The organism is Nocardia sp. NBC_00511, assembly GCF_045161165.1.
Classification (GTDB): domain Bacteria; phylum Actinomycetota; class Actinomycetes; order Mycobacteriales; family Mycobacteriaceae; genus Nocardia.
In genome coordinates, this window is the sequence record NZ_CP107849.1 from 3861984 (window position 1) to 3885283 (window position 23300).

Here is a 23300-nt window from a genome sequence, read left to right on the forward strand (position 1 = left end):
ACTAGGCGGGGCCGTCGTTCTGCGCGGCGGAGTCGGCGATGCCGAGGTGCCGCTCGAGGATGGCGACCCGGTGTTCCAGGATGGCGATGCGACGCCGCAGCGCGCCCTCGGTGGACTGCACGGGTTCGGGTGTCCGCCCGAGGGTGTCGCCGTCGTTGAGGGCGGCGAGCACGCGGGTGCGGATGTCCTCCGGGGTCGCGCCCAGGCTGATCAGCACCTGCGGCGCGACCCCGGAGCCTTCCTCGACCAGTGCGAGCAGCAGATGTTCGGGCCCGATGTAGTTGTGGTGCAACCGAATTGCTTCGCGCAGCGACATCTCCAGGACCTTCTTGGAGCGCGGCGTGAACGGGATGTGCCCGTCGGGCGCGGATCCGGCCTGCGGGCCGACGGCCTGCTGGATGCGTTCGCGCACACCGGAGAGGTCCAGACCCATGCTGCCGAGGGTCTGGGCGGCGATGGGGTCGCTGCCCTGTAGCAGCCCGAGCAGTAGGTGTTCCGTGCCGATCCAGTCGTGCCCGAGCAGTCGGGCTTCCTCTTGGGCCTGCACGATGACTCGGCGGGCGGCATCGGTGAACCGTTCGAACATGGGCTTCCACCTAAGGGCTGAGCTGTCGATCCCTTCACCGTAGACCTGTCGAGCCGCTACGCCTGCCGTTCCGGTTCAGGTGCGCGGGGGCTGCGGCGGTAGGCGGAGACGGCGGGTGACCCGGTGAGCCACAGTCGCCAGGGCCGGTCGGCGGCGAGGCTGACGCCGACGCGGGGTCCGGCGGAAACGGCGGCGGGGTCGATGATTTCGGGGCCGAGTTCGAGCCGAATGGTCGCGGCGGCATCGAAGAGCCGGGTTCCGTAGTCCTGCAACGTGATCCCGAGCGCGCTACCGACATTGCCGGGCCCGCGTGCGAGATCGGCGTCGGTGCGCGCGGCCGGGCGACGACTGCGGGCCATGTCGTGTCCGGCGGTGATCTCACCGGCGCGAACGAGTACGGCGCTGGCGGTCCCGTCCGGCCCGGTCACCACGTTCACGCAGGTGTGCATGCCGTAGCTGAAGTACACGTACAGCACACCGGGCGGTCCGAACATGACCGAATTGCGCGGTGTGCGGCCGCGTCCGGAGTGGGCGGCGAGGTCGGGCCAGGGTCCGGCGGGGTCGCCGCCGTAGGCCTCGACCTCGACGATGCGCAGCGCGACGGGTCCCGACCACAGGGTCGCGCCGAGCAGGCGGCGGGCGGCGCGCAGCGGTTCGATTTCGAGCGCTTCGGGTCCCGCGCCCGTCGTTTCCGTTCGCGCGCCAGCCGATTTTTCTCCCACGCCAGCCGATTGTTCCCGACCCGCGTCCCGCCGAGGTCGGCGGGACGCGGCTGTCGAGGGGGCTAGAGCCAGTTGGCGACGCCGCCGTGGGACGAGCAGGTGCCGCTGCGGTGGCGGCTGAAGCTGTAGGTGCCGTCGCCGCAGCGCGCGGTGGCGCCGTCGGGGGCGGTCGGGGCGGCTTCCGGACGGTGCACGCAGGCCCCGTCGACATTCTCGTATTCGGTCGCGGTGCACGAGGCCGCGTGCAGGGCCGGGACGGCGGTGGCGGGTCCGGCGAGGGCGGTGCCGACGGCCAGGAAGGCCGCGGCGGCCCACGGCAGGACGAGCCGCGCGAGAGCGCGGCGAGGTTTACTGTTCAACGTGAATTCCCCTGTGGTGTAGCGATATTCGGCCGGGGAATCCGACGCCCCCGACGAGGCTCGAATAGTACGGGACCGTCGCCAACCTACCGGCGAGTTCGCTGCCGCCGACCGATTCGATGGCCTATTCGCCGTTGCGGGACAGGACTATTCGCCGGAAACAGGCGGCTGAATACCGGCCAGTTTGTCTGGATTGACCTGGAACCGAACGTTTTCGATGACGCCGTCGACCAAGTCGTAGGTGATCGCGCCGACCCGGTAGCCGCCCAGCAGAACCAGAATGCCGAGTTCGCCGTTGATGACCGCGGATTCGAGGTACACGCCGGTGAGCACCGGCTTGGCCATGACGCCGAGCAGCCAGCGCGACACGTGGTCGGGTCCGTGCAGCGGTCGCCGGGCCGCGGTCACCTTGCCGCCGCCGTCGTTCCACAGCGTCACGTCGGGGGCGAGGATCTCCATGAGCGCGTTGAGGTCTCCGCCCTGGGCGGCGGCCATGAACTTCGCGGTGACCTCCGAGCGGGCCGCGGTATCGGCGTCGAAGCGGGGGCGCCGGGACTGGACGTGGGAGCGGGCACGGTGCGCGAGCTGCCGGACGCTGGTCTCGGGGCGGTCCAGGAATCCGGCGATCTCGGCGTGCGAGTAGCCGAAGACCTCGCGCAGAACGAACACGGCGCGTTCGACCGGAGTCAGGGTTTCGAGCACGACCAGCATCGCCGTCGACACGGTGTCGGCCATCTCGGTCTCCTCTGCGGCGTCGGCCGCGGTGGTGAGCAGGGGTTCGGGCAGCCAGGGCCCGACATAGGTCTCGCGGGTGGCGCGGGCGGAGGTGAGGCGGTTGAGCGCCAGGTTGGTGACGGTGCGGACCAGGTACGCCCTGGGGTGGGTGATCGAATCACGGTCCACCTCATGCCATTTGATCCAGGCGTCCTGCAGGATGTCCTCGGCGTCGGTGACGGTGCCGAGCATCTGGTACGCGGTGCCGAACAGCAGTCGCCGGTGGGTCACGAACGGATCCTCGTGCGGGGTGGCGGCTAGCGGCTGATCGGTGTTCTGGTCCTGCATGAACTCATACCTACCGGTTTCATTACGGCGATGCGAATACAGCCGGGACACGGTGTCGCATCCCGGCCGTAGGAGCCCGTCACGCGATGCCGCGGGTGGCGCGACCACCGTGCGACAGCTGCACGCTCGCGGTCATGTGCTTGCTCATCTTGAAGCTCGGCACCGGGCTGCCGCTGACCATTGCCTTGTACGCGATGGCGGCCCGGCCCTTCAGGTACGCGCGGCGCGGGGTGTCGTCGGCGTTGGTGAACTGGATGACGGCGTCGCGGCGACCCAGGCTGACCGGCTGGTGGATGTAGCCGAATCGGAAGGGCCGCATGGTCTTTCCGCGCAGTTCGCGGGCCAGGGCGTCGGCGGCGTAGGCGGCGGTGGGCAGGCCGCTCTGGCAGGTGCCGTGGATCTGACCGAACGGCATGCGGACCGCGGCGGCGTCGCCGACGGCGCGGATCTCCGGGTGCGAGACCGAGCGCAGAGTGGCGTCGGTGACGATGAGACCGCGCTCGTCGACGGCGATTCCGGCCTGCGCGGCCAGGGCGGGCACCCGGACGCCGGTGGTCCACAGGGTCAGATCCGAGGCCAGATCGACGCCGTTGTCGAGGGTGACGGCGTCGGGCAGCACCTTGGTCACGTGCACTCCGGTGACACGGACGACGCCGAGGCGGTCGAGGGCCCGGTTCAGGTGGGCGCGGGCGCGCTCGCCCATCATCGCGCCGGGCTCCTGGGCACAGACCAGGGTGACGGTCAGGCCGGGGTGCGATTCGGCGATCTCGGTGGCGGCTTCGATACCGGTCAGACCGCCGCCGACCACGGTGACGGTCCCGTCGGCCGCGGCGATCTCGACGAGCCGCTGCGAGAACCGGTGTGCCAGACGGGGATCGTTCAAGGTCCACGCGTGCTGGTCGGCTCCCGGGACGCGGGTGGTGTCGGTGCTGCTGCCGAGCGCGTAGATCAGGTTGTCGTAGCGCAGGGTGGTGGCGTCGTCGAGGGTGACCAGGCGTGCGGCGGTGTCGATGGCGACGGCCGCGGCCTGCCGGAAGGTGACGCCCGACCCGTCGAGCAGGTCCGGGATGTGGTGGACGGCCAGTTCCTGTCCGGCCGCGACCTGGTGCATGCGCAGCCGTTCGGTGAAGCGCTGCGACGGGTTCACCAGGGTGACGCGGACATCGGCCTTGCGGGTGTTGCGGGCCACCCGGATGGCGGCGAGCATTCCGGTGTAGCCGGCGCCGAGGACGATGATGTCGCGAGTGGTGTTGGTGGCGTTCATGGTTGGCTCCGAGGGTCTTGTTCCGGCTGGGTCGGCTATGGGACAGGACAGCCCCGCGGAACGTGACAACCCGTCGATGTGACCTGTGCCACACCGGAACAATCGGTCGGGCCGGGCAGTTGGGACAGGAGTGGCCGGACCCCTCCGGCCTGCGAAAACAGCGTCGAAGTGAGGTGTGATGGCCGTACAGGTCGAGATCTGGACCGATATCAACTGCCCGTTCTGCTACCTGGGCAAGCGGCGTTTCGAGGAGGCCCTCGAGGCGTTCCCGCACCGCGATCAGGTGTCAGTGGTGCACAAGTCCTTCGAGCTGGATCCGACGCTGCCGCGCGACCACAGTGACGCCGTGGTGCCGCACATCGCGGAGAAGTACGGGATCAGTGAGGCGCAGGCCGCCGCGAACGAACGCGGGATCGGCGCGCAGGCCGAGGCGATGGGGTTGACCTATCGGATCGAGGGCCGCGACTTCGGCAACAGCTTCGACATGCACCGGCTGCTGCATTTCGCGCTCGAGCAGGGCCGTCAGGAACAGCTGCTGGATGCGTTGTACGCGGCCAACTTCGCCGAGGACGCGCCGCTGTTCGGCGATCACGATCGGCTCGCGCGGGTCGCGGTGTCGGCCGGATTCGACGAGCAGGCGGTCCGGGCGGTGCTCGCGGATCCGGAGGCCTACGCGGACGCGGTGCGCGCCGACGAGGCCGAGGCGGCCCAGCTGGGTGCGCGCGGTGTGCCGTTCTTCGTGCTCGACCGCAAGTACGGGGTATCGGGCGCGCAGCCCGCGGAGGTGTTCGCGCAGGCGTTGCAGCAGGCGTGGAGCGATCACGCGCCGGGTCTCGAGATCGTCGCCGACGGCGATGCCTGCGGACCCGACGGATGCGCTCTGCCCGAACGGAATTGACGTGCGGGGCGCGGCTCATTCGCCCGCGCCCAACCGCCTTCCCACCGCGTTGATCTCCTGCAGGTAGCGGCTGCGCTCGCCGGAGCGCAGCCCGAGTACATCGTCCGCGATGACGAATCCGTAGGCGACGACCACCAGGACCACCAGCTGTCCCCACGCCACCCAGGCGACGCCGACGACCGCGGTCGCGAGTGAGCACACCGCGGCCACGAAGCGCAGCCAGGCTCGTGGGATGCCGAGCACCTGCCGGAACAGGCTCTGCCCCACGAAGAAGATGGCGACACCGCCCGAGAGTGCCAGTGCCGCGGCCTTGCTCGCGGGCTCGTTGCCGTGCGCGATGGTCATGGCGATGCCCGCGGCGGTCATGATGATGCCGAGCACCACCACGTACAGCGAATAGCCGTAGGCGAGAACGGCTTTGCGAACCCGTCGCGGCCCGTGCTCGAGGGTCAACGATTCCTCGCCGCGTTCGTCGTCGAATCCGAAGAACGCCCACCACAGCACGTAGCCGAGCGTCAGGCCGAGGGCGACGGTGGCGACCAGGCCGACGGTGAGGTCCTGTCCGGACACGTTCGCGCCGATCGCGACCACCGATTCGCCGACCGCGATGATCACCACCAGCCCGTGCCGTTCGCAGAAATGGCTGGGGCGCAACGTGAATCCCTCCACGTTGGCGATGTACGGCGTGACGATCTGCAACACCACCGCCGCGGTCCACAGCAGTCCGCGCACCCAGCCGTCGGTCAGTCCGCCGATCAGCACCAGCACCGCCGACAGCGTGTTCAGCGGACCCAGTCGCAGCATGGCCGCGCTGGCCCGCGATCCGCCCTGGGTCGCGAACATGGCGGTGTGCACCGTGGTCACCACGATGTAGCCGAGCCCGAAGGCGAGACCGGAGCCGGTGAACGCGTGCGGCACCGCCAACGCGATCACGAAGAATCCGAACATGCCGATCAGCAGGAAGGTCCGGCGTGAGGAGTTGCTGGGCGCGACCTCGTTGGTGAGGAACACATACCCGCTGTACATCCACCAGATGAGCGCGAACATCAGCGCCACCTGCCCGAATTCGGTCCATCCCGGATGGTGGGTGAAGGCGTGCGTCAACTGGGTGATGGTGAAGACGAACACGAGGTCGAAGAACAGTTCCAGGGTGGAGGCGCGCAGTTGCCCGCCTTCCGCGGCTTCCTCGGCCGCACTGGGATCGTCGCTGGTCACGTGCAGAGCGTAATTCCGCGACACGCGGACCGCCCAGTACGCCGCGCGACCACCAGACCCGCCGGAATCCATCGGCCACACCGAATGTTGCTGTCACGCTTCCGACCGTTGGGCCGCGCCTTTGCGTTCCGACCCGCTGCGCAGCCATGACGAATCCGTGACGGTGCGGCCGTAGGACCGGGACCAGGCATTTCCACCGATACTGCCGCCTAGGCTGGGGGGATGCTGACTTTCCAGTGGTTTCGGGATCGGTGACGGCGATGCGCATTTTGGTCGCGGACGACGACCCGGTGGTGCGAGAAGTGGTGCGCCGATACCTGGAACGCGATGGGCTCGAGGTGGTGGAGACCGCGGACGGTCCGGCGACGGCGGAGGTGCTGGCGCGCAATGAGATCGATCTGGCGGTGCTGGATGTGATGATGCCCGCGCCGGACGGGATCGAGCTGTGCCGGGCGGTCCGCGCGGGGCCGCATCCGCAGACGCCGATCATCTTGCTGACCGCGCTCGGCGAGGAGGACGACCGGGTGATCGGGTTGCAGGCCGGGGCCGACGACTATGTGACCAAGCCGTTCAGTCCGCGCGAGCTGGCGTTGCGGGTGGCGTCGGTGTTGCGCCGGGCGCATCCCGCACCGGTTGCCGAGGAGATCCTGCGCGGCGACGGCGTCGAGCTGGATCGTGCGGCCCGCACGGTGACGGCGGGCGGGATGCCGGTGGAGTTGACGGCGCGCGAATTCGATCTGCTGGCGTTCCTGCTGTCGCATCAGCGGCGGGTCTACAGCCGTGAGCAGTTGCTGTCGGAGGTGTGGGGCTGGAACTTCGGCGACCTGTCGACGGTGACCGTCCACGTCAAACGGTTGCGCGCCAAACTGGGTGCGGCGCACCGCATCGAGACGGTGTGGGGGCGCGGATATGCCTGGGGCCGTGCGGATTCCGGTGATGACGCCGCGAATTCCGGTGCCGGTGAGGCGGTGGGTCGTGCCGACTGACACTCCGAGTCTGATCGGGTACGCCCTGGCGGGCACGCTGCCCGTGGTGCTGCTCGGCGCACTGCTGTTGCGCTACACCAGAAATCGCGCCATGACCACCAGTATGGCGGTGCTGGTGCTGATTCCGACCGTGGCCACCCTGTGCGGGGTGGTGGCGGTGAGCGGTCTCATGTTCGGCGCGGAATTCGAGCGCACCGCGACCGTGCTGGCGGTGGTGACGGCGGTGACGGTGCCCGCCGCGATCCTGCTCGGTCGCGAGCAGGCGCGAATGATGGTGTGGGAGCGCGAGATGCTCGAGCAGGAGCGGGCGGCGGAGAAATCGCGGCGCGAGCTGGTGGCCTGGGTGAGCCATGATCTGCGCACCCCGCTGGCGGGGATCCGGGCCATGGGTGAGGCGCTGCAGGACGGTTTGATCACGCAGCCCGAGGATGTGCAGCGGTACGCGGATCAGATTGTGCGCGAGACGAATCGGCTGTCGTCGATGGTGGACGATCTGTTCGAGATGTCGAAGATCAATGCCGGGGCGCTGCGGCTGGCGTTGGAGCCGCTGGATCTCCGCGAGGTGATCGACGAGGTGCTGGCCGCCAATCAGCCGACCGCCGCGCGCGCCATGATCACCCTCGCCGCGCGGCAGCCGGATGAGCGAATCGTGGTGGCGGGCAGCGATCGCGCGCTGGGTCGGGTGTTGACGAACCTGGTGGCCAACGCCATCGCACACACCCCGCCGGGCGGGCGCATCGATATCTCGGCGGGTGCGAACGACGGTCAGGCCTGGACCCGGGTGGACGACACCGGTCCCGGTATTTCGGAGACGGATCTGCCGCGCATCTTCGAGGTCGCCTATCGCGGGACATCGGCCCGCTCCCCCGGCGCGGACGGCCTGGGCAGTTCCAGCGGCATGGGGTTGGCCATCGCCGCCGGGCTGGTGGCCGCGCATCACGGGGATATCAGTGCGCGGAACCGGGCGGACGGTGCGCGGTTCGAGGTCCGGTTGCCGCTGTTGCCGGGCGCCGACCGAGCGTGGGCTTCGCATTGACGAGCAGATAGGCGGCCACCGCGGCCCACACCAGCACCAGCGAGATCAGCAGGCCGACAGCGTAATTGCGGTCCAGGATGGTGTGGTTGCCGGGCACGGCGTCCTCGCGGCCCAGCACCGGCACCGCGACGAGCACCAGGGCGAGGCTGGTGAACGCGCCGATCGCATAGGCGGGCCACCAGCGTGGGGGCAGCACGTAGTGCCCGATCACGCCGGCGAGCGCGGCGGCCGGACCGAAGATCAGGTTCTCGGCCAGGATCGCCCCGGCGAACCAGAGCGCGACGGAGTGCAGGTCGGTGGTGCTCATCTTCAGCAGCAGGCTGACACCGTAGGCGGCGAAAGCGATTCCGCACGCGCCCAGCAGGATTCGCACGAGCGTCACGAGAGCTCCTCGATCGATTTCAGCCATTTGGTCTGCAGGACGCCGGGCCGGTTCGGCGCGATCAGGCGGCACGGATAGCCGTGGTCGAGGGTCAGGTCAGCACCGCCGAGGCGCAGGGCGACGAGCGTGGACGCGTCGACCACATGCGGATGCGGCAGCACCGAGGATCCATAGATGCCGGTCGTCTCCATCGACACGAAACGCACGTCCCCGCCGCCGTATTCGCCGACGGCGGCGAGCAGATCCCGCAGCCGCACCCCCGACCAGTGGCCGGTGGCGCTCCAGCCCTCCACGCACGCGATGGGCAGCACACTGTCGTACTGCGGCAGCGCTTCCAGCTCGGCGCGGGTGAAACCGTGTTCGCGTCCACCGGCTTTCACCGTCAGCAGGTATCCGGCCGAGCGGGCTGTCTCGAGGACACCGGCAGCGGCGGCGGTGCGGTTGATCGGAACCCCCTGCGGGCCTTCGCCACTGCGCGGCGCGAGCACCGATACCCGCCGCAGCAACGGCACCGACTGCCCCGCGACCGCCACGCCCGCCGCCACCGACCCGATTCCGGCCGCAGCCAGCACTGCCCGCCGGGACACACCGGTCCTACCGGTGTTCGCGGCGGAATCCTCCTGTCCGACAGCCTCTTCCGGCTCCCGAACCGGTGCCGTCAACGCCTGCCGCACCACCGGCAGTTTCACCGCGAGGTGCACCACCACGGCCCCGAACGCCACATACGCCATGGCGTGATGCGTGGTGGTGAAGAAGAACTTCCACGGATAGAACTGCGCGGTATTGAACAGCCCGGTCACGATCTGGAACAGCACCGCCCCGATCAACACCGCCACCGACCCGCGCTCCAGCAGCTCCACAGGGCCCCGCCGCAGCGACGGTTTGATGAAGAACCGCGGATACACCGACCAGAACTTCACCAGCAGCACCGGAATCATCATGACGCCGACCGTCACGTGCACACCCTGGGTGACCCGATACAGCCACACCGGATGCGCGGGCCACCAGAACCAGTCCGGCGGATGCTGAATCAGGTGACTGATCATCCCCGTCACGAACAGGATCAGAATCCCGATCCCGAGCAGCACCCCCGCCCGCGCCGCCACGGCCGTCGAACGGGCCGGTGAAATTCGATCCGCCAGCGCCGCGGGCACCATCAGCGGTGGCCGCGCCGCCCCGTCGGCATCGGTGTCGGCCCGCACGGTCGCGACACCTCCACGGGGTGCGGCACTTTCGGACGCGACGGCACGGTCCGGCGGACCATCCGCGCCGTTGCTACTCCCGTGCTGCTCGGAAAGAGCAGCCGCGGAAAGTCCATCGGAGTGACCGGCGACAGCCGCGGAGGTGGACCCACCCGGCACGCCGGGTTCGGTCTCCGGCGTCCCATTGCCACCGGCCCGAGCGGACGGCTTCGACTCGCCTGCCGTCTCGGGCCGGTTCGGATCCGGGGTCGCCGGGTCGGCTCCCGAGGATCGGCCGGGGTTGTCCGAAGGCACGGGGGCTCCTCTCCAAGGTGTATCTCTTGCCGGACAGCTGCTTTCCCGCAGCCGTTCTGGCCTAGATCGGGACGGGGGTCTTCAGAGTCGAGAGGTCGGTGACCGCTCGGGAGAAGCGGCCCTGAGACAGGGCGGCGACGGTGAGGGCGTCGGCGTAGGTGTCCACATCGGTGAGTTCAGGGAGGGTGTGGATGCGACAGCCGGTGCGGCGCAAGGCTTCCGCGGTGAGTTCGCCGGTGCGGTGGGTGGACATCGGCACTTCCGGGAGGACCTGGGCGGGGGCTGGGTCGGTGAGGCCCAGGGCCCACCAGCCGCCGTCGGTGGCGGGGCCCAGGACGGTGTCGCCGGTGTCGAGCAGGCGGTGCGCGGAGCGGGTGAGCAGGTCGGCGTCGGCCTGCGGGGTATCCATGCCGATCTGCAGGACGGGGCAACCGAATTCGGCGGCGTCGGCGTGCGCGTTGGCGAGGCGTTCGCCGAAGGTGTCGCCGCGCTGCGGGATCACGGTGACCTCGCGCAGGGCGGCGGCCAGTTCGATCGAGCGTTCGGCGCGGTCGAGGTCGCCGGTCCAGGCGATGACACGGTGCCGGATGCCGCTCTCGCGCACCGCATCCAGGGTGTCGAGCAGTGCGCAGGCCGCCAGGTAGGCGGCGTCCACGGGTGAGAAGGGCGGTGTCAGACGGGTTTTGGCGAAGCCGGGAATCGGCGATTTGGCCAATACCAGCAGGGTCGCGGGGACGGTGTCGACCGGACCGAGCGCGCCGTGCACGCCGGGTCGCGGGAACAGGATTTCGGTGGGTTCGCCGATGTTCATCGCACACTCCAGAAGTCGCGGGCGGCACGCACGGTGCCGAGCCAGGAACCGGAGACCTTGGACTCGCCGTGAGTCCGCGGCCGATAGCTGATGTCGCGTTCGAGGACCAGCCAGCCCGCGCGGGCCGCACCGGTGAGCAGGGCGAGCGGATAGCCGGAGCGGGCGTGCAGGTGGCCGAGCGCCTGCAGCCGGTCACGGCGTGCCACCCGCATGGCGGCGATGTCATGCACGCGTAGCCCGTAGCGGCGGCGCAGCCGGAAGGCGAAGGCCCAGTTGCCCATTCGTGCGTGCAGGGGTAGCGCGCCGGGGACGGCCGCGCGGCGGCGGCCGACCACCATGTCGACGCCCGGCGCGAATTCGGCCACCAGGCGCGGTAGTTCGCCCGGATCCAGCGAGCCGTCGCCGTCGAGGACGGCGACCAGTTCGGTGCGGGCGGCGTTCACCCCGGCGTGCACGGCGCTGCCGTAGCCGGGGGTCGCTTCGGTCACCACGGTGGCACCAGCGGCGCGGGCGACGTCGGCGGTGCCGTCGCTGGATCCGTTGTCCACCACGATCACCCGGTAGCCCACTGGAATTGCTGAAAGTACGCCAGGCAAAGCTTCTGCTTCGTCCCGGCACGGGATCACCACCGTGACCCCCGGTTCGGAGTCCCACTCGGTCATAGCCTCGACCGTACGGCGGCGGGGGCCGCCGTGACCCCGGGACACGATGACAAAAGTATGACGAGGCCTCGTCGGATAGCCGTCCTGCCCGCTCCGGCGGGTGCCGGGGCCTAGGGTTGCCTGCATGGCGAACGCTTCCGCGACGAGGGTCGCGCGTTATGTCTCGGCGCGCGTGGACGGTTACAGCGCGTTGGCCGCATTTCTACTCGTGCTGGCCGCGTTCCTGGTACCGCGAATGTCAGGCAAACACTTTCGGGATTCGCTGTTCGCGGGCGCGGCACCGATTTTCGGCGGCTGGCTGCCGCATGTCGGATGGGGCACGGTCCCGGCCGTCGCACTCGCTGCCGCGGTTGTCCGGTTCGGCCCGGATCTGACACGACGAATGGCGTGGCGGCCGCTGCTGTGGCTGACGTGGGCGACCGCGGCCGCGTGGGCGTTCGCGGTGGCCATGATCGACGGCTGGCAGCGGGGTTTCGCCGGTCGCCTGACCACCCGCGACGAATACCTGCACGAGGTCGGCGGCGTGCACGATATCGGGGCGATGCTGCGCGGATTCTCCGGCCGCATCCTGGATTTCCAGCCGGATTCGTGGACCACGCACGTGTCCGGGCATCCGCCGGGGGCGCTGCTGGTATTCGTGCTGCTGGATCGCATCGGCCTGGGCGGCGGGGCGTGGGCGGGTCTGCTGTGCATGTTCGTCGGGACCAGTGCGGCGGCTGCGGTGGCGGTGACGATCCGGGCCCTGGGTTCGGAGCATCGGGCCCGGCTGGCCATCCCGTATCTGGCGTTGATGCCCGCCGTCATCTGGATCGCGGTGTCGGCGGACGCGTTGTTCGCGGGCGTGAGTGCCTGGGCGGTGGCGCTTTTGGCGATCGCGACCCGGCTGCCGCGCGGCTGGATCGCGGTCGCGGTGGCGGCGGGGCTGCTGTTCGGGTTCACCGTCTTCCTCAGTTACGGCCTGGTGCTGATGGCGATTCCGGCGGCGGCCGTGCTGCTGGCGCGGTCGTTGCGGCCGCTGCTGCCCGCGCTGGCCGGGGCGGTGGCGGTGGTCGCGGCGTTCGCGGCGGCCGGATTCTGGTGGCTCAACGGCTATCACCTGGTGGTGCAGCGCTACTACCAGGGCATCGCGAGTGATCGCCCCTACTCCTACTGGGTGTGGGGCAATCTGGCCGCGACCGTGTGCGCGGTCGGTCTGGCCACCGCCGCGGCCAGCTGCCGGGTGCTGATCGAACTGGAACTGCTCCCGGTGGCCCCGTGGCGAAACTGGTTGTCGCGCTGGCGATCCGCCGTTGATCCCGCCGCCCTGATGGCCGCCGCGGGCATGGCGGCCATCCTGATCGCCGACCTCAGCGGTCTGAGCAAGGCCGAGACCGAACGCATCTGGCTGCCCTTCGACGTGTGGGCGCTCGCCGCCACCGCCCTGCTCCCCCGCCACAGCATGCGCTTCTGGCTCACCGTTCAGGCCGCGGGCGCGTTGCTACTCGTCCACCTGATCCTGACCAACTGGTAGTGGTCCGGTCCGCCTCGCGGAACCGGTTACCTACGAACAGTTCTGGCTACTTCTACTGGTCGGCCGCACTGAGCGAACCGACCACGTTCCGGAGCGACGGCCGCTCAGCGTGGCCGCAGGCGGCGGTCAGCGGGCCGGGATCGCCTGATGTAGTGGCTCTTCCGGCGGGTGGCGGTCGATCCACGGCAGAGCTGTCTCGATTTCGGCGGCCAATTGCAGCAGTAGGTATTCACTGCCGGTGGGGCCGACGAACTGGGTGCCGAGGGGTAGACCGTCCGCCGTCCAGTGGGTGGGGACGCTCATGGCGGGGCGGCCGGTGATATTGGCCAGCTGGGTGAACGGGACGGCGGACAGGTTCGCGGTGATCAGGTCGCGGTAGAAGCCGGTGCGGGCCAGCAGTTTTCCCGCACCGAAGCGCAGCAGCGGCGGCAGCAGGGTATCGGCGATGGCCGGGGTGCGGTGCTGCCCGATGCGCAGCGGCGGTTCGGCGAGGCCGGGGGTGAGCAGCAGGTCGTAGTCGGCGTGGAAGGCCGCCAGCGCGCGGGTGTAGTCGTTCCAGCGGCCGTGGGCCCGCATGATGTCGGGCGCGGGGGTGGCCCGGCCGACGGCGGCCAGCACCTGGGTGTCGATATCGAAATCGGCAGGGGCACTGCGGCTCACCTTGCAGGCCTGGTCGAGTTCGGCTGCCGCCGAGGCGGTCCACACCGTCATGAAGTCCAGGGCGAGCTGGCGGCCGTCGATGTCGAGGGTCACGGGTTCGACCGTGTGGCCGAGGCTTTCGAGCAGGCGGGCCGCGTCCTCCACGGCGCGAACAGCTTCGGGATCGACGGGCGTGCCCTGCGGTGAGGCGCTGGTGAATCCGATGCGCAGCCGCCGGGGCGGCGCGGTGACGGCGTCGCGGTAGGGGCGCTCGGGTCGCGGCACGGCGTACGGCGCGCCCGGGTCCGGGACGCTCAGCAGGTCGAGCATGGCGGCGGTGTCGCGCACGGTGCGCGACAGCACGCCCTCACTGACCGCGCCGAAGAGCGGATCGCCGAGCGCCGGTCCGCTGGAGACCACGCCGCGCCCGGGCTTGAGCCCGAACAATCCGGTGTGCGCGGCCGGGATTCGAATCGAGCCGCCGCCGTCGCTGGCCCCCGCGACCGGGACGATGCCCGCCGCGACCGCCGCCGCCGACCCGCCCGAGGAGCCGCCGGGCGTACGGCCGGTGTCCCACGGGTTGCGCGTCGCCCCGAAGGTGCGGGTCTCGGTGATGGCCTTGCTGCCGAATTCGGGGGTGGTGGTCTTGCCGAAGATCACCAGTCCGGCCTCGAGCCAGCGGTCGACGACCAGGCTGTTGCGAGTCGCCTTCACGCTGCGCAGTGGCCCGGTGCCGCCGGAGGTCGGATAGCCCGCGAAGTCCTGGGCGAGGTCCTTGATCAGGAACGGCACGCCCGCGAAGGGCCCGGAAAGGTCGGCGCGCCCGGCCCGTTCGGTGGCGGCGGTGTCCATCAGCAGGCTGACCGCGTTGATCGCCGGGTTCACGGCGGCGTACCGCTCGAGCGCGAGCCGCAGCAGCTCGGCGGCGGTCACCTCGCCCTTGGCCACCAGTTCGGCCAGTCCGACCGCGTCGTAGCCGCGGTATTCGTCGAACCTCATGTGTCGTCTCCTCGCTCGCGGGTTCAGCAACCCCATCCCGAGAATAGCCGTACCGGTCGGTTACGTAACCGGTTGGAACGGTAAAGTTCACGACATGCCGGAATCCGAGACGCAGCCCGCCAAGAAGGTCGACGGCCGCACCCTGCGGTTTCAGCATCGCCGACCGGAACTGCTGGCCGCTGCCACCGAATACGTGCTGGACAACGGGGTGCGCGACCTCTCACTGCGCCCGGTCGCCCAGGCCCTCGGCGTCAGTCACGCCACCCTGATCCGGCATTTCGACACCAAGGACGCGCTGATCGCCGAGGTCCTCGAACACATTCGCGCCGACTTCGAACAGCGCCTGCTCACCGCCGAGGTCCGCAGCGTCGAATCCCCCGCCGACCTGCTGCGCGCCGCCTGGCGCCACCTCTGCCGCCCACGCGAGCAACGCCAGTTCCTGGTCCTGTTCGAACTCGTCGCCGACACCGCCCGCACCCCCGACCACCCGATGGCCAGCCTCGTCACCGACTGGCTCACGGTGATCGAACGCGAACTGCTGCGCTACCACTGGCCCGCCGAAACCGTCTCCTGGACAGCCACATTCATCCTCGCCCAGGTCCGCGGCCTACAACTGGACCTGATCACCACCGGCGACCAGGAGCGAGTGGACCACGCCTTCGAGGCGAGCCTGGCGTTCCTGGCCGCCCAACTTCCCGCATCCCACGCGCGGAATTGATCCCGGTGCGGCCGGGGCACCACCTGGCCAGCAGGTTCACGGTCCCACGAGCCTCATCCGAACAGCACAGCCACAACTGCGGCGATCGGACTGTCGGTCCTTACCGCCAGGTCGGTGCTCCCGTCGCGGCGACGGCCCGCAAAGGGGCGGAAGCGAATTCGATCAGGCCCTGTTCGGGGGTGATCGCGGCGCGGAAATCCAGTGCGCGGCGGGCGCGTTCGGGGCTGGCGACGATGTGGCGGACGTCGCCGCTGCGGTATTCGCCGGTGACGATCGGGGGCTTGCCTCGGTGCGCGGTCGCCAGGGTGGCCGCGACGTCGGCGATGGCGATGGGCTGCCCGGAGGCGATGTTCAGTGGCGTGAAGGGGCCGAGGGGCTGGGTCAGGGCCGCGAGATTGGCCGCCGCGATATCGCGGACGTGCACGAAATCCCTTGCCTGGGTGCCGTCTTCGAAGACTCGGGGCGCGTCGCCCGCCTCCAGCGCGGAGCGGAAGATGGCCGCCACCCCGGAATATGGCGTGTCCCTTGGCATGTCGGGGCCGTAGACATTGTGGTAGCGCAGCGCCGTCACCGTTCCGCCGGTGGCGGCCGACCAGGCGGCGGCGTAATGCTCCTGTGCCGCTTTGGATGCCGCGTACAGGCTGCGCGGACGCAGCGGCGCGTCCTCGTCGATGGGTGTCCAGGTCAACGGTTCGCCATCGGGTCCGAGTGGGTCGAAGCGACCGGCCTCGAGGTCGGCGCGGGTGCGCGGGGCGGGTTCGGCCGGATCACCCTTGGAGTCGAGATAGCGGCCTTCCCCGTAGACGACCATGGATGAGGCCAGCACCAGATGCCGGCAGCCCGCCCGCGCCATGGCGGCCAGCAGTACCGCGGTGCCGAGATCGTTGTGGCTGGCGTAGGCGGGCGCGTCCAGGGCGCTGACGCCCGCGCCGACCACGGCGGCCTGATGGCAGACCGCGTCGATGCCGCGCAACCGGGCGTCGAGGGCGTCCGGATCGCGCACGTCGAGCCGCGCCACGCCGGGCGGCGGGACGGCCGCCGAACCGTGCGCGGCGGCCAGCATCAGATCCACCGCCACCACCTCGTGACCGGCGTCGAGGGCGGCGCGGTGGATGTGCGAGCCGATGAATCCGGCTGCGCCGGTCAGCAATACACGCATGCGGTGTTCTCCTCGGGCACGTCGGGGCCGCGGGTGATCCCGCGGCGGAGGTCTGCGGTGTTCCCCGCGATTGTCGGCGCCGGTGCAGGTGAACGACACCGGACGGGCCGGTGTGGCGCGGTTCGTCACGAATTCGTCAGCGGGGCGCGCGGCGACACGCCGCCGGGGCTTGCCGTCGCGGGTACCCGGGCGCACAATTCATCACGTAGTGAATTCAACACTCGATGAATTGAGGATGACCGTGACGGCAGTGGCTGTGACACCCGCGATCGCGGTGGAGCATCTCGAGGTGCGCCGCGGTGGCAATCAGGTTCTCCAGGACATTTCGCTGACCGTGCCCCGCGGCAGCATCACCGGCCTGCTCGGGCCGTCGGGCTGCGGGAAGACGACGCTGATGCGCAGCATCGTCGGCACCCAGCTGGTCGCGGGCGGCAGCATCACGGTGCTCGACGACGCGGCCGGATCGCCGGGGCTGCGGCGGCGCGTGGGCTACGTGACCCAGGCCCCGAGCATCTACGACGACCTCACCGTCACCGACAATGTCTCGTATTTCGGTGCGCTGTACGGCGCTTCCCGCGCCGACGTCGAGACCGCGCTGGCCGCGGTCGGCCTGTCGAGTCACGCCGGGCATCGCGGCAATCAACTCTCCGGCGGGCAGCGCACCCGGGTGTCGCTGGCCTGCGCGCTGGTCGCCGATCCGGAACTGCTCATCCTCGACGAACCCACCGTCGGCCTGGACCCGGTGCTGCGCGCCGACCTGTGGGAGCAGTTCCACGCGCTCGCGAAACAGGGCCGCACCCTGGTGGTTTCGAGCCACGTCATGGACGAGGCCGAACACTGCGATCAGCTGCTGCTGATGCGCGAGGGCCGCCTGCTGGCCCAGCTCACCCCCGCCGAACTGCGTTCCGAGACCGGCGAATCCAGCCTGGAGAACGCCTTCCTGAAGCTGATCCGAATGGGAGAAGAGCTGTGACCGCCACTGTTTCGCGTCCGGCCGGTCCGCGCCCGCTGGGCTGCTACCTCGCCACCACGCTGCGCATTCTGAAGCAGTTGCGCGCCGATCCCCGCACGGTGGCGATGATCCTGGTGGTGCCCGCGCTGCTGATGACGCTGCTCTACTTCGTCTACAAGAACTATCCGTCGATGCCGGGCGCGCCGCGCCTGTTCGACCGGGTCGGCATCACCATGCTCGGCATCCTGCCGTTCGTGGTGATGTTCCTGATCACCGCGATAGCCATGCAGCGCGAACGGGTTTCGGGCACCCTGGAGCGGCTGATGACCACCCCGCTGTCGAAGCTGGATCTGCTGGCCGGGTACGGCACCGCGTTCTCGATGGCCGCGGCGGCCCAGGCCGGACTGGCCTGCCTGGTCGCGTTCTGGCTGCTGGGTCTGAGCGCGGCGGGCAGTCCCCTGCTGGTGGTGCTGATCGCGGTGATCGACGCCATGCTGGGCGTGGCGCTGGGTCTGCTGGCAAGCGCGTTCGCGCGCACCGAGTTCCAGGCCGTACAGTTCATGCCCGTGATCGTGCTGCCGCAGTTCTTCCTGTGCGGGCTGCTGGTGCCGCGCGGCCAGCTGCCCGGCTGGCTGGAGGCGATCAGCAATGTGCTGCCGCTCAGCTACGCCGTCGACGCGCTCGAACAGGTCTCCACGCACACCGGCTCGACCGGGCAGATGTGGCGGGACGCGCTGATCGTGGCCGTATTCGCCGCGGTGGCACTGGGTTTGGCCGCGGCGACCCTGCGCAGGCGCACCGCGTGACATCCGGCGCTCGCAGCGGGCGGCGTCCAGGACGTTCCGGCACCCGGGACGCCATCCTGGACGCCGCCCGCGCGCGTTTCGCCGAGGTCGGTTTCGACCGCGCGTCGATCCGCTCCATCGCCACCGCCGCGAGCGTGGATCCGGCCCTGGTACACCACTATTTCGGCACCAAACACGAATTGTTCGCCGCCGCACTGGAATTGCCGATCGACCCGCAGACCATCCTGGCCCAGTTCGCCGCCGTCCCGGTGGAACACCTGGGCGAGGCGATCGTCCGCGCCATCGTCTCCATCTGGGACTCCCCCGTCGGCACCCCGGCGGTCGCAGCCTTCCGTTCCCTGCTCAGCTCCGGCGACCCGAGCCTGGCCCGCAGCTTCCTACTGGAAGTCGTCCTCAAAGACATTCGCCCCCGCGTGGATTCACCCCCCGGCACCGGCGACAAACGCGCCGTCCTGGCCGCCACCCAGCTGATGGGCCTGCTCATCAGCCGCAAGCTGCTGCAACTGGAACCGATAGCCTCGATGCCGGTGGACGAACTAGCCGTAGTAGTAGGCCCCACCCTGCAACGCTATTTCACCGGCGATCTCCCCCTTCAGGATTGACGCCCGGCGCGCACCTCACCTACTGACCGGGCGACCCCGGCCACGACCAATTCTGCGTCGGAGCCCCGGGTGGATAGCCACCCTGTTCCGGCCCGACCTGCGGATATCCGCCCGATGGTCCCGCCTGCGGGATCCCACCTTGCGGCCCCGGCTGCGGAAACGCACCGTATGGTTCAGCCTGCGGGAACCCGCCCTGCGGTCCGGCCTGCGGGTACCCGAACTGCGGCGCGCCGGGCACACCGACATTCGGCGCGTTCCACTGCGGATTCACCTGCGCGACAGGCGCATACGGCGTCCGATGCCGGGGTCCGGCGATCGCTGCCACGAGCGCCAGCACCGTCACCAGCAGGGCCAGCACGGTCGCCCCGATCAGCAGCCAGAAACCGATCCCGAAGTCGCCGAGGTGAACCGGACCGAACAGCTCCTGGTCCACGGTATCGAGCACGACCAGCACGCCCGCCGCGAAAAGCGCTGCGACACCGGCGGTCCGGAAGAGTCCGCCGCGACCGGTGAACGCCAGCACCGCGGCGATCAGGACCACCACCGCGCCGAGCACGAACGGCACTCCCACCAGTTGCGTCTTATCCGCCGCCCGCCACATGGTCATCGAGAATCCCGGGCTGCGCAGCTGGTCGAAGAAGGTCGCGGCCACCATCAACGCCGCCAACGGCACCGACAGCACACCGACGGCGATATCCAACCCGGAGGCGCGCGGCGAGAGCGGGCGACCGTACGCGTCGACGGTCGGCACGGAAGTTGTCGCGCCCTTGACCGACAACAGCAGGGCCACCGCGGCCACCGCCCCCAGCGCGGCGAGCAACACGGTCCAGAAACCGGGTCCGAGACTCGCGGTGCCGTTGTCACCCACGGTCAGCGGTGCGGACCCGACGTCGAACACCACGGTCACCGACAGCCCGAAGGCCAGCGCACCCGACGTCACCTCGAGCGCTCGCACCGCACGTTTACCCGCACCGGATCCGGCCAACAGCAGCACGCCACCCAGGGCCGCGAACACCGCAGCCAGGCTCATGCCGATCCCCAGCAGCTGCTGAGTGTCCGGCGTCGCACCGGTCGCATCGGTGAATTTCCATGCGCCCCACAGATTCCGGTACGCGGAGAGACCCTGCGTGGGATCGCCCGGGGAGCGGTATTCGGCCAGGTTCAGAAACGATGTGACGATCAACAACACCGCAACAAGGATCAGCAGACCGCCAGCCACGAATTCCGCGGTCCCGCCTTTCGCCGGTGCCGCACCCGGCGGACCAGCCGGTTCAACCGGAAACCCACCGGCCCCATACGGATTCTGCGACGGCCCTGCTCCCCCGAAACCACTCACCCGCAGAACCCTAGAGCATGCCGAGGCAAGCCGCCGCTCACCACTATCGCCCTATCCTGGTGGTCAATCGTCGGGCGTTGGACCTCAGCCCTTCCTCACCAGTCGGATCAACAGGTCCACCACCTAGCTTCCTCTGCGATCGCGAGCGTCTTGACATCGCCGTCCGCGCCCATGTCGGCAGCGGGGATCGCGTACCTGGCACCGCTATCGGCGCAGATGACGTCGGCGAACTTGATGAGCGCCTCGATGTCACCGTGTTCGAAATGGTCAGCGCTCGGCGCGACGATCGCGTCGACTGCCTCGTTCCATATCAGTGTCATCAGCCTCTGCACGACCGCTTCGCGCTCGGGTGCTGCGAGGACCATGAGACAGATCGTGTAGCCATGTCGAGTAGCGGCCGCGTGTATGGCGTCCTCGTGTCGGCGCCGCATGGGGCCTGAGACGTCCCGGCGCAGGAACCCGACCGCGTACCCGGTCACGTTCGGGCTCCGGCATATTCGCGATATACAGGTCGTGTGATCGCTAGGCGACCTCGGTTGGTTGCTCGCCACCGTGCGGGACCCTGCCGAGTGCCGATCGCGAGACCTGAACGGGACAAGCGCAGTAGCGCCCGGTGGATCGAAGTATCCGGAAGCCTGGTCACGCGGCTCAGCTGCCGTACGGTCAGCGCCTGAGTGACTCCCTGGATCGACAGTGCGCCAAGCACTTTCGCTTCGTTCTCGGTGAACGCCATTGGCTACCACCTCCGGCTGATCGGGACGTATGTGCGTGGATACTCCGCAGCAAGGCGCGCCTGGATGTCTGCGACGGTCAACCGGAGGGTGGCACCGTCGAGCTCGGACCGGCGCACGTCGGCGATGAGGCGGCCCGTGATGGCGGCCACGAATACGGCGAGCGATACGAGCGCTATCGCAAGAATGATGTCCATGTCCGGCAACTTCCAGTACTCGGCGGTCCTCAGAGTGCGCCCGATATCGAGGGGTACGGTTCTCGTATCACGGCTGATTGCCAGTCCACCGGACAGCCCCAAGCAACGTAAGACGTGCGACGGGGGCGCGTGTGTGCACAGGGGGCGTGCACAGCGGCCGATTGATGGCATGGGCCCGAACACCGATGCCACACTTCCGCTATGGGACGCCGTGCGAAACAACCGAACCGGCAGTTCGAGGAGCTGGTCGAGGAAACCGGTGGAGTACGTAAGGCCTTTGCTCGTCGAGTCGTCGATCGGGGGCATGGTCTCGGGCTCGAGCTGAACTACGACCACAGTTCGGTCGGACGGTGGCTCTCGGGCGAGCAGCCGCAGCCCCCGGTTCCCCAGCTGATCGCCGACGTTCTGACCGAATTGCTGGGTCGCACAATCACACCTGCCATGTGCGGCATGTCCGACATCACGGATTCCTCGGCTGAACTCGGCCTCGAGTTCTCGCTCAGTATCTCCGGCGCGGTCGACGCGTCGACTGCGTTGTGGCGCAGCGATGTCGAGCACCGACGATTTCTGCGGGACACCTCCTATGCGGTCGCGGTGTATCCGGCAGCCTCCATGAGGTGGCTGACGTTGCCCGGACCCGAGCATCCCGTCTCGATCGGGTCGTCACGGCGTGTGGGACAGATCGACGTCGATGCGGTTCAATCCATGGCGACTGCGTTTCGCGACCTCGACAACAAGGTCGGTGGCGGCAAGGTCCGCTCGACGATTGTTCAGTACCTGCACAGTTCGGTCTCACCACTGCTGCGGGGCAGCTTCAACGAGCACATCGGACGCCAATTGTTCGTCTCCACCGCTGAAACTCGTGCGGCTGGCAGGCTGGGCCGCCTACGACCAGGAAGACCACGGCCTTGCGCAGCGCTACCTGATCCAGGCGTTGCGGCTCGCCCGAGCGGGCAGTGATGGCGCGCTCAGCGCGGAAATCATGGCCGCAATGAGTCACCAAGCTACCTACGTCGGCCGACCCGGCGACGCTGTCGACTTGGCTCGGGCGGCGCGGATCGCTGCTCGCGCAGCAGGTCTGGGCACACTCGAATCCGAATGCCACATGGTCGAGGCGCACGGGCATGCCGCCCGCCGGGACGAGACGGCCTGCTCATCGGCACTGAACGCCGCAGAACGCGCTTTCGACCGCGCCGAGCCGGGCGAGAGGCCGGTGTGGCTGGCCTATTTCGACCAGTCCTATATGTCGGCGAAAACCGCGCATTGCTTCCGCGAACTCGGCGACAACGCGCGCACTGCGCACTTCGCCGAGAAGTCACTCACGATGTCGGTGGGATACCAGCGCGGGCGGGCATTCAACCTGAGCCTGCTGGCCTCGGCCCTGGCTCCCGCCGATCCGCGCGAGGCGGTGCGGATCGGCATCGGCGCACTGAACATCGCCGTCGATCTCGCGTCGCGCCGAAGTCTGTCCTACCTGCGGGATCTGCGCTACCGGCTACGGCCATTCAATGACTTGACCGAGGTCGCCGAGTTCCGACAGCGGGTCCTCGATCTCACTCGGAGAGGCTGAGGGCCCGATAGATCGCCACCACCGTTGCCGCACCCACGATTTCACCCCGGTCGATCATGGCGACCGCCTCGTCGAGCGGGACCCAGCGGATCGCCTCGGCCTCGTTGATATCGGGTGCGGTATCGGTGAGGTCGGCGCCGTGCGAGAAGTAGATCTCTTGTGGCTGGTCCAACGAGCCGATCGAGGGCTGATACGTCACGAGGTGCCGCATTGCGCGCGGACGCCACCCGGTTTCCTCTTCGACCTCCCGCGCTGCCGCCGCCGCGACATCCTCGGCATGGTCGACGTAGCCGCCCGGAAGTTCCCACACCCACTGATCGATGATGAACCGATGCCGGTACATCAGCAGTGCTTCGCGATTCTCGTTGAGTACCAACGTCATCGCGCATCGTGGCATGCGCGCGACGTACTGAGTGAACCGGACACCGTCGGGCAGTTCGACATCGACAGTCGAGAGCCGGATGTGTCGATTCTCGTCGACCAGATGCTCACCGAGGATGTTCCACTGCGTCGCACGCTCCACAACGCAGACAGTACCGGCCACCCGCCGAGCCGGAGATCACCAGCCCGAGGGTATGGCGGGCTCGAAATCTCCTCGCGCA

At 69.1% G+C, this 23300-nt stretch carries 26 protein-coding genes; 10 read left to right on the forward strand and 16 right to left on the reverse strand.

Features of this window, described 5'->3' with window-relative positions:
- Position 1: 1 nt before the first annotated feature.
- From OG300_RS18155 to OG300_RS18175, 5 genes are all read right to left on the reverse strand, one after another.
- Positions 2 to 586, reverse strand: a complete 585-nt coding sequence (locus OG300_RS18155; protein WP_405497455.1) for a Clp protease N-terminal domain-containing protein — start codon at positions 584 to 586, stop codon at positions 2 to 4.
- 56 nt (positions 587 to 642) lie between these two features.
- Complete coding sequence (locus OG300_RS18160) at positions 643 to 1308, reverse strand: DNA-3-methyladenine glycosylase (RefSeq protein WP_405497457.1); 666 nt, start codon at positions 1306 to 1308, stop codon at positions 643 to 645.
- Positions 1309 to 1370: 62 nt separating this feature from the next.
- A complete protein-coding gene (locus tag OG300_RS18165) occupies positions 1371 to 1667 on the reverse strand; it encodes a DUF3761 domain-containing protein (RefSeq protein WP_405497459.1) in 297 nt (98 codons plus the stop codon).
- Between the two features lie 147 nt (positions 1668 to 1814).
- Positions 1815 to 2729, reverse strand: a complete 915-nt coding sequence (locus OG300_RS18170) for an RNA polymerase sigma-70 factor (protein ID WP_405497461.1) — start codon at positions 2727 to 2729, stop codon at positions 1815 to 1817.
- 79 nt (positions 2730 to 2808) lie between these two features.
- A complete protein-coding gene (locus tag OG300_RS18175; RefSeq protein WP_405497463.1) occupies positions 2809 to 3993 on the reverse strand; it encodes an NAD(P)/FAD-dependent oxidoreductase in 1185 nt (394 codons plus the stop codon).
- A gap of 178 nt (positions 3994 to 4171) precedes the next feature.
- Between OG300_RS18175 and OG300_RS18180 the strand changes: the two genes are divergently transcribed.
- Positions 4172 to 4891 (forward strand): DsbA family oxidoreductase, encoded by a 720-nt coding sequence (locus tag OG300_RS18180; RefSeq protein ID WP_405497465.1) that lies wholly within the window; start codon positions 4172 to 4174, stop codon positions 4889 to 4891.
- A 15-nt stretch (positions 4892 to 4906) separates the two neighbouring features.
- On the opposite strand, the gene OG300_RS18185 is transcribed toward OG300_RS18180, so the two are convergent.
- Positions 4907 to 6106 (reverse strand): low temperature requirement protein A, encoded by a 1200-nt coding sequence (locus tag OG300_RS18185; protein WP_405497467.1) that lies wholly within the window; start codon positions 6104 to 6106, stop codon positions 4907 to 4909.
- Between the two features lie 260 nt (positions 6107 to 6366).
- On the opposite strand from OG300_RS18185, the gene OG300_RS18190 reads away from it, so the two are divergent.
- Positions 6367 to 7092, forward strand: coding sequence for a response regulator transcription factor (locus OG300_RS18190; protein WP_405497469.1), 726 nt, complete (start codon positions 6367 to 6369; stop codon positions 7090 to 7092).
- Positions 7082 to 8128, forward strand: a complete 1047-nt coding sequence (locus OG300_RS18195; protein WP_405497471.1) for a sensor histidine kinase — start codon at positions 7082 to 7084, stop codon at positions 8126 to 8128. The genes OG300_RS18190 and OG300_RS18195 overlap by 11 nt, the downstream gene beginning before the upstream one ends.
- On the opposite strand, the gene OG300_RS18200 is transcribed toward OG300_RS18195, so the two are convergent.
- The 4 genes from OG300_RS18200 to OG300_RS18215 form a co-directional block, all read right to left on the reverse strand.
- Positions 8040 to 8510, reverse strand: coding sequence for a hypothetical protein (locus OG300_RS18200; RefSeq protein ID WP_405497473.1), 471 nt, complete (start codon positions 8508 to 8510; stop codon positions 8040 to 8042). The two genes, OG300_RS18195 and OG300_RS18200, sit on opposite strands and share 89 nt — an antisense overlap.
- Positions 8507 to 10006 carry a molybdopterin-dependent oxidoreductase gene (locus tag OG300_RS18205; RefSeq protein WP_405497475.1) on the reverse strand — a complete coding sequence of 500 codons (1500 nt, stop codon included), beginning with the start codon at positions 10004 to 10006 and terminating at the stop codon, positions 8507 to 8509. Before OG300_RS18205 ends, OG300_RS18200 begins: the two co-directional genes overlap by 4 nt.
- Positions 10007 to 10067: 61 nt before the next feature.
- The gene (locus tag OG300_RS18210; protein ID WP_405497477.1) at positions 10068 to 10817 is read right to left on the reverse strand and encodes a DUF2064 domain-containing protein; all 750 of its coding nucleotides are present in this window, start codon (positions 10815 to 10817) and stop codon (positions 10068 to 10070) included.
- Positions 10814 to 11479, reverse strand: a complete 666-nt coding sequence (locus OG300_RS18215; RefSeq protein WP_405497479.1) for a glycosyltransferase family 2 protein — start codon at positions 11477 to 11479, stop codon at positions 10814 to 10816. Before OG300_RS18215 ends, OG300_RS18210 begins: the two co-directional genes overlap by 4 nt.
- A 124-nt stretch (positions 11480 to 11603) precedes the next feature.
- Here OG300_RS18215 and OG300_RS18220 point away from each other — a divergent pair, with 124 nt between their 5' ends.
- Entirely contained in the window at positions 11604 to 12989 is a 1386-nt protein-coding gene (locus OG300_RS18220; protein WP_405497481.1) for a hypothetical protein, read from the forward strand.
- A 126-nt stretch (positions 12990 to 13115) separates the two neighbouring features.
- On the opposite strand, the gene OG300_RS18225 is transcribed toward OG300_RS18220, so the two are convergent.
- Entirely contained in the window at positions 13116 to 14627 is a 1512-nt protein-coding gene (locus OG300_RS18225; RefSeq protein ID WP_405497483.1) for an amidase, read from the reverse strand.
- A gap of 94 nt (positions 14628 to 14721) precedes the next feature.
- Here OG300_RS18225 and OG300_RS18230 point away from each other — a divergent pair, with 94 nt between their 5' ends.
- Complete coding sequence (locus OG300_RS18230) at positions 14722 to 15345, forward strand: TetR/AcrR family transcriptional regulator (protein ID WP_405497485.1); 624 nt, start codon at positions 14722 to 14724, stop codon at positions 15343 to 15345.
- Positions 15346 to 15445: 100 nt separating this feature from the next.
- Here OG300_RS18230 and OG300_RS18235 read toward each other — a convergent pair whose 3' ends face one another.
- Positions 15446 to 16504: an NAD-dependent epimerase/dehydratase family protein gene (locus OG300_RS18235; protein WP_405497487.1), complete on the reverse strand. Its 1059-nt coding sequence runs from the start codon at positions 16502 to 16504 to the stop codon at positions 15446 to 15448.
- 235 nt (positions 16505 to 16739) lie between these two features.
- On the opposite strand from OG300_RS18235, the gene OG300_RS18240 reads away from it, so the two are divergent.
- The 3 genes from OG300_RS18240 to OG300_RS18250 are packed head-to-tail and all read left to right on the forward strand — an operon-like array spanning position 16740 to position 18864.
- Positions 16740 to 17477 (forward strand): ABC transporter ATP-binding protein, encoded by a 738-nt coding sequence (locus OG300_RS18240; protein WP_405497489.1) that lies wholly within the window; start codon positions 16740 to 16742, stop codon positions 17475 to 17477.
- Positions 17474 to 18262, forward strand: coding sequence for an ABC transporter permease (locus tag OG300_RS18245; RefSeq protein ID WP_405497491.1), 789 nt, complete (start codon positions 17474 to 17476; stop codon positions 18260 to 18262). The genes OG300_RS18240 and OG300_RS18245 overlap by 4 nt, the downstream gene beginning before the upstream one ends.
- Positions 18259 to 18864 carry a TetR family transcriptional regulator gene (locus OG300_RS18250; protein WP_405497493.1) on the forward strand — a complete coding sequence of 202 codons (606 nt, stop codon included), beginning with the start codon at positions 18259 to 18261 and terminating at the stop codon, positions 18862 to 18864. Before OG300_RS18245 ends, OG300_RS18250 begins: the two co-directional genes overlap by 4 nt.
- 19 nt (positions 18865 to 18883) lie before the next feature.
- Here OG300_RS18250 and OG300_RS18255 read toward each other — a convergent pair whose 3' ends face one another.
- The 3 genes from OG300_RS18255 to OG300_RS18265 form a co-directional block, all read right to left on the reverse strand.
- The gene (locus tag OG300_RS18255) at positions 18884 to 20053 is read right to left on the reverse strand and encodes a hypothetical protein (protein WP_405497495.1); all 1170 of its coding nucleotides are present in this window, start codon (positions 20051 to 20053) and stop codon (positions 18884 to 18886) included.
- 254 nt (positions 20054 to 20307) lie between these two features.
- On the reverse strand, positions 20308 to 20679 hold the full coding sequence (locus OG300_RS18260; protein ID WP_405497497.1) for a hypothetical protein: 372 nt from the start codon (positions 20677 to 20679) through the stop codon (positions 20308 to 20310).
- Positions 20680 to 20936: 257 nt separating this feature from the next.
- Positions 20937 to 21128 (reverse strand): hypothetical protein, encoded by a 192-nt coding sequence (locus OG300_RS18265; RefSeq protein WP_405497499.1) that lies wholly within the window; start codon positions 21126 to 21128, stop codon positions 20937 to 20939.
- 201 nt (positions 21129 to 21329) lie between these two features.
- On the opposite strand from OG300_RS18265, the gene OG300_RS18270 reads away from it, so the two are divergent.
- Together OG300_RS18270 and OG300_RS18275 are read left to right on the forward strand one after the other, a co-directional pair.
- Positions 21330 to 22088 carry a hypothetical protein gene (locus OG300_RS18270; protein ID WP_405497501.1) on the forward strand — a complete coding sequence of 253 codons (759 nt, stop codon included), beginning with the start codon at positions 21330 to 21332 and terminating at the stop codon, positions 22086 to 22088.
- Complete coding sequence (locus OG300_RS18275) at positions 21991 to 22698, forward strand: hypothetical protein (protein ID WP_405497503.1); 708 nt, start codon at positions 21991 to 21993, stop codon at positions 22696 to 22698. Before OG300_RS18270 ends, OG300_RS18275 begins: the two co-directional genes overlap by 98 nt.
- Here the strand turns inward: OG300_RS18275 and OG300_RS18280 are convergent.
- On the reverse strand, positions 22682 to 23221 hold the full coding sequence (locus OG300_RS18280; RefSeq protein WP_405497505.1) for an NUDIX domain-containing protein: 540 nt from the start codon (positions 23219 to 23221) through the stop codon (positions 22682 to 22684). The two genes, OG300_RS18275 and OG300_RS18280, sit on opposite strands and share 17 nt — an antisense overlap.
- Between the last annotated feature and the right edge of the window lie 79 nt (positions 23222 to 23300).

Coding starts and splice junctions, on each gene's coding strand:
- OG300_RS18230 (WP_405497485.1), top strand. CDS start 14,722: ATGCCGGAATCCGAGACGCAGCCCGCCAAGAAGGTCGACGGCCGCACC.
- OG300_RS18170 (WP_405497461.1), bottom strand. CDS start 2,729: ATGCAGGACCAGAACACCGATCAGCCGCTAGCCGCCACCCCGCACGAG.
- OG300_RS18180 (WP_405497465.1), top strand. CDS start 4,172: ATGGCCGTACAGGTCGAGATCTGGACCGATATCAACTGCCCGTTCTGC.
- OG300_RS18215 (WP_405497479.1), bottom strand. CDS start 11,479: ATGACCGAGTGGGACTCCGAACCGGGGGTCACGGTGGTGATCCCGTGC.
- OG300_RS18235 (WP_405497487.1), bottom strand. CDS start 16,504: ATGCGTGTATTGCTGACCGGCGCAGCCGGATTCATCGGCTCGCACATC.
- OG300_RS18225 (WP_405497483.1), bottom strand. CDS start 14,627: ATGAGGTTCGACGAATACCGCGGCTACGACGCGGTCGGACTGGCCGAA.
- OG300_RS18265 (WP_405497499.1), bottom strand. CDS start 21,128: ATGGACATCATTCTTGCGATAGCGCTCGTATCGCTCGCCGTATTCGTG.
- OG300_RS18240 (WP_405497489.1), top strand. CDS start 16,740: ATGACCGTGACGGCAGTGGCTGTGACACCCGCGATCGCGGTGGAGCAT.
- OG300_RS18175 (WP_405497463.1), bottom strand. CDS start 3,993: ATGAACGCCACCAACACCACTCGCGACATCATCGTCCTCGGCGCCGGC.
- OG300_RS18155 (WP_405497455.1), bottom strand. CDS start 586: ATGTTCGAACGGTTCACCGATGCCGCCCGCCGAGTCATCGTGCAGGCC.
- OG300_RS18220 (WP_405497481.1), top strand. CDS start 11,604: ATGGCGAACGCTTCCGCGACGAGGGTCGCGCGTTATGTCTCGGCGCGC.
- OG300_RS18190 (WP_405497469.1), top strand. CDS start 6,367: ATGCGCATTTTGGTCGCGGACGACGACCCGGTGGTGCGAGAAGTGGTG.
- OG300_RS18270 (WP_405497501.1), top strand. CDS start 21,330: ATGGGACGCCGTGCGAAACAACCGAACCGGCAGTTCGAGGAGCTGGTC.
- OG300_RS18210 (WP_405497477.1), bottom strand. CDS start 10,817: ATGAACATCGGCGAACCCACCGAAATCCTGTTCCCGCGACCCGGCGTG.